The following is a 3,648-nucleotide window of genomic DNA, read 5'->3' on the forward strand; positions in this document are numbered from 1 at the left end:
CTCCCACAGGGGAACTGTGTTGCGTCAGGTTCTGCTCAGGGCAGGTAAAGCCTGAACACCCCACCACCCAACACGCCGCCATTGGCAATCTCGGTATGCCCGCTCAAGCCTCCCCGCTGATGCAGACCGGCGATCCTCGCGGCGAAATACAGGCCCAGGCCGGTGCTGCCGGTGCTGTGGTTGATGCCCTGCACATACTCGGCCTGACGCTCGATCATCGCGGCTGGATAGCCTTCGCCGTCGTCATTGATAGTCAACACCAGTTGCCCGGCCTCGTCGCTCACACTGATCAAGAGCGTCTGCCGAGCGTGGCGAATCGCGTTGTTGATCATGTTGTCGAGCACCGAGGCAATCAGCTCACGATCGAAAAACCCCAGCGGACTCAACGGGTCGACTTCGTAGGTGGCCATGATCCCGCGACTGCGGAACACGTCCTGATGGCCGGCCAGTTGCGCTTCGATGAAGTCATCCAGCTCATGGTAGGCCGGATGCAGCGGCAACTGGTTGACCCCCAGCTTGTACAACCCCAGCAGCTGCACAAGCAGGCCGTTGAGGTGAGCGAACTCGAAGTCCATCACGCCCTGCTCCGAGGTCTGTCGCTCAGACTCCGGCAAACGCTCGAGCCATTGCGTATGAGCCTGCATGAGCAAGGTCAGGGAGTTCTTCATGTCGTGCACGGTAGATGCGATCACCGTGGAAAAATCGAGAGCCTGTTCGCTGTCATTCATCGCTAAATGCCTTGCTCCGCAGTTTCTGATAGCGCGCATGACGCGCATCGGTGTCGGGCATCATGCCCACCAGTTTCAGGCAAGCGCGACATTCCTGCAGCAGCTCCGACTCGACGCTGGTATCGGTGCCGTGCAGCAGGGACTGCGCCATATTCAGGGCAATACTGATGTTCTTCGGTTGCAGCTTCAGGGCACGCCGGAACAGCTCTCGCGCCTCGGGCAAGGCGCCGGTCTTGTAGACGCGCACACCTTCGCGGTTCAGCTCGGCGGCGGCATTGCCCTGGTTGAGGATATTGGGGTCGTCGGTGAGCTTGGCGATGCCTTGCATCACCGTCGGATCATCGCCGTAGATTTCCGCGCAGTTCTTCAGCATCGACTCGCCGGCGCTGGCTTGCCCAAGCATCTGCAACTGCTTGGCCACCAGCAAGGCGGCTTCGGCGCTCATGAATTGCTCCATGCCGTCGAGGCGCTGCAACGCCTGCTCGGTGAGCTTCTCGGCGGTTTCGGCATCGTTGAGCAACAGGCTCGTGGCTTTCATCAGCCGCGCCCGGACTTGCAGCCCCGGATCGCTGGGGTTTTCCTTGGCCACGGCGCTGAGCGTCGTGTTGATTTCCAGGCGAGTGCGGGTATCCAGGCCTTTCTCGCTGCCCTTGCTGATCAGCGCGTGAGCCAGGCCGAGGTTGGTTTCCGGGTCCTTGAAGCGCGACTGCGCGCCCTGCCCCACCGCCTGGCGGTAGGCTCTCGACGCGGTGTCGTAGTCTTCGTTGGTCATTGCCAGCTTGCCCAGCAGCGCTTGCCGGCGCACCGCCAGGGGCGACAGGCGCACCGCCTCTTCCAGCACGTTTTGCGCCTGCTTCGTATCTCCTTCGGCCACCAACACATCGGCCATGCCGTCGTACAGGGCGGGCATCATCGGAAAAGCTTTCAAGGCTTTTTCATAGACAGCCTTGGCCTCGCCCACCTGCCCGCGCTTGAACAGCAACTTCCCCAGCCCCGCGTACGCCCAAGGCAACGGACGATCCGCGATGATGGAGTTGTACAACCGTTCAAGGGCCTCGTTCTGATTCAGGTCGCGTAACGCATCGGCGCGATAACGCAGGCACAACGGCCCATAACGAGGGTCCTGCTTGCAAAGGGCGATGCAGGCATTGAGCACTTCCATTGGCTTGCCACGGTCAAGGGCTTGCAGGATCGGCTTGAGCAAGGTCTTGCGCTGCTCAAGTCGCTCCAGCCGCTGGGCCAGGCCGGAGCGATTGAACGGCTTGGTCAGGTACGCATCCGGCTCATGTTCCAGGGCACTGAGCACCATCGCCTGGCTGGTCTCGGCAGTCACCATGAGGAACACGCTTTCATGGCTGATCAGCTTCTCGACCATCAGGTCTTCCAGCACCTGCTGGCCATTCTTGCGCCCATCGCCCAGGTGGTAGTCCTGCAGGATGAAGTCATAGCGCTTCTGCGAGCACATGCGCAGCGCCACCTCACCGGTGTCGGCGGTGTCCACGTCCTTGACGCCCAGCTCACGCAGCATGGAGCGGATCGAACTGCGGAAATCCGAGAAATCATCGACGATCAAAAAACTTTTTTGGTGGTACGCCAGCATCGAGGATGTCCAGGCAAATAAGAAAAAATGAACTCAATGGCGAAACAAACGAAACACCGCTCCACAACGCCGGGACGTCAGGAAAGGAGACTCAACGGGTTATCGGCAGCAGATGGCGTTCCGTTAAGGAAGAGTAGATCGGCGTTGGGGGCTGGTGCGAAAAATGGTGTCCCAGGGCAGGTTCGAACTGCCAACCTTCCCCTTAGGAGGGGGATGCTCTATCCAATTGAGCTACTGAGACACGGGTCGACCGCGAGAAACGCGGTGCGTTGGACGGCGTGCATGTTAACGGCCGCTCTCGCGTTTGTCATGTCGTCGTTGCCTGATAAGTGTAGGCAAATGGTGCAGCTAAGCCGCTGCGCGGAGCACAGACCTGGCGAATTCAGCCACCATTCATCCATCCCCGGCTCGTCGGCCTAGTAAATCGGCATTTTGCCACTATCCTATACAAAGCAAGGACGGTCGGCGTTTTGCTCCGTAGCGGTTATCCGCCAAACGGTATGGCACAACGACACGATGCAGCGGTCACAAATGCGGAACCTGTGTGTTTTTCAAACCAGTCCGCAATTTTTGACGAAGGGTGCTGGCATAACGCCTTTACCCGGATCAGAATTTGTCACAGAATTGGCGCCAATGATCTGGCAATTTTGAGGCATGATGCGGCCTCTTAACAATTCAGGTTGAACATTTGGCCGCAGACCTTGTCCTATCGACATCCTGCGGCCAATCCCGAGAACCGCTCCCCTGAACTAACCGGTTAAATAAATATGCGCCCAATGAAACAGGCAATTTATTCCAGCCGTACGGCTGACAAGTTCGTCGTGCGTCTGCCAGACGGAATGCGGGAACGCATTGCCGAGGTGGCTCGTAATCATCACCGCAGCATGAACTCCGAAATCATCGCGCGCCTTGAGCAAAGCCTGATTCAGGAAGGTGCATTGGGTGAAGAGTTGAGCATGCGCCTGGACAGCCCTGAGCTGTCGTTGCACGAGCGCGAGCTGCTGCAACGCTTCCGACAACTTTCCCATCGTCAGCAGAACGCCCTCGTTTCGCTGATTGCCCACGATGCAGAAATGGCCGCAGACGCGTCCTGATCGCAACGTAGAGATTAAAGCCAGCCTTGTGCTGGCTTTTTTTTGCTCGGAATCCGGTTCCTGGCAAAAACCATCGCCCACAAAAAAGCCCGCCAAACAGGCTAATGCTATTCACTTGAGAATGCAGTCCCGGGGGGGGGGGGGCTTGCTCCCGCTCGGCTGCGAAGCAGTCGCAAACCGGCTGGGGCGGTATTTCTGGTGCTCCGCATTTGGCAGGTTTGGGGCC

The 3,648-nt window shown here is 58.8% G+C and carries 3 protein-coding genes and 1 tRNA gene; 1 reads left to right on the top strand and 3 read right to left on the bottom strand.

Annotated elements, in window-relative coordinates:
* Nucleotides 1-35 precede the first annotated feature (35 nt).
* The 3 genes from ACE04F_RS22340 to ACE04F_RS22350 all read right to left on the bottom strand — a co-directional run bounded on the left by ACE04F_RS22340 (nt 36) and on the right by ACE04F_RS22350 (nt 2,569).
* Nucleotides 36-728, bottom strand: a complete 693-nt coding sequence (locus ACE04F_RS22340) for a sensor histidine kinase (protein WP_486109967.1) — start codon at nt 726-728, stop codon at nt 36-38.
* The gene (locus ACE04F_RS22345; protein WP_486109968.1) at nt 721-2,328 is read right to left on the bottom strand and encodes a response regulator; all 1,608 of its coding nucleotides are present in this window, start codon (nt 2,326-2,328) and stop codon (nt 721-723) included. The genes ACE04F_RS22340 and ACE04F_RS22345 overlap by 8 nt, the downstream gene beginning before the upstream one ends.
* A 164-nt stretch (nt 2,329-2,492) precedes the next feature.
* Nucleotides 2,493-2,569 (bottom strand) — tRNA-Arg (locus tag ACE04F_RS22350).
* Between the two features lie 526 nt (nt 2,570-3,095).
* Between ACE04F_RS22350 and ACE04F_RS22355 the strand changes: the two genes are divergently transcribed.
* Nucleotides 3,096-3,422 (top strand): Arc family DNA-binding protein, encoded by a 327-nt coding sequence (locus ACE04F_RS22355; protein WP_010226671.1) that lies wholly within the window; start codon nt 3,096-3,098, stop codon nt 3,420-3,422.
* Nucleotides 3,423-3,648 lie beyond the last annotated feature (226 nt).

The organism is Pseudomonas sp. AGC41, assembly GCF_057334555.1.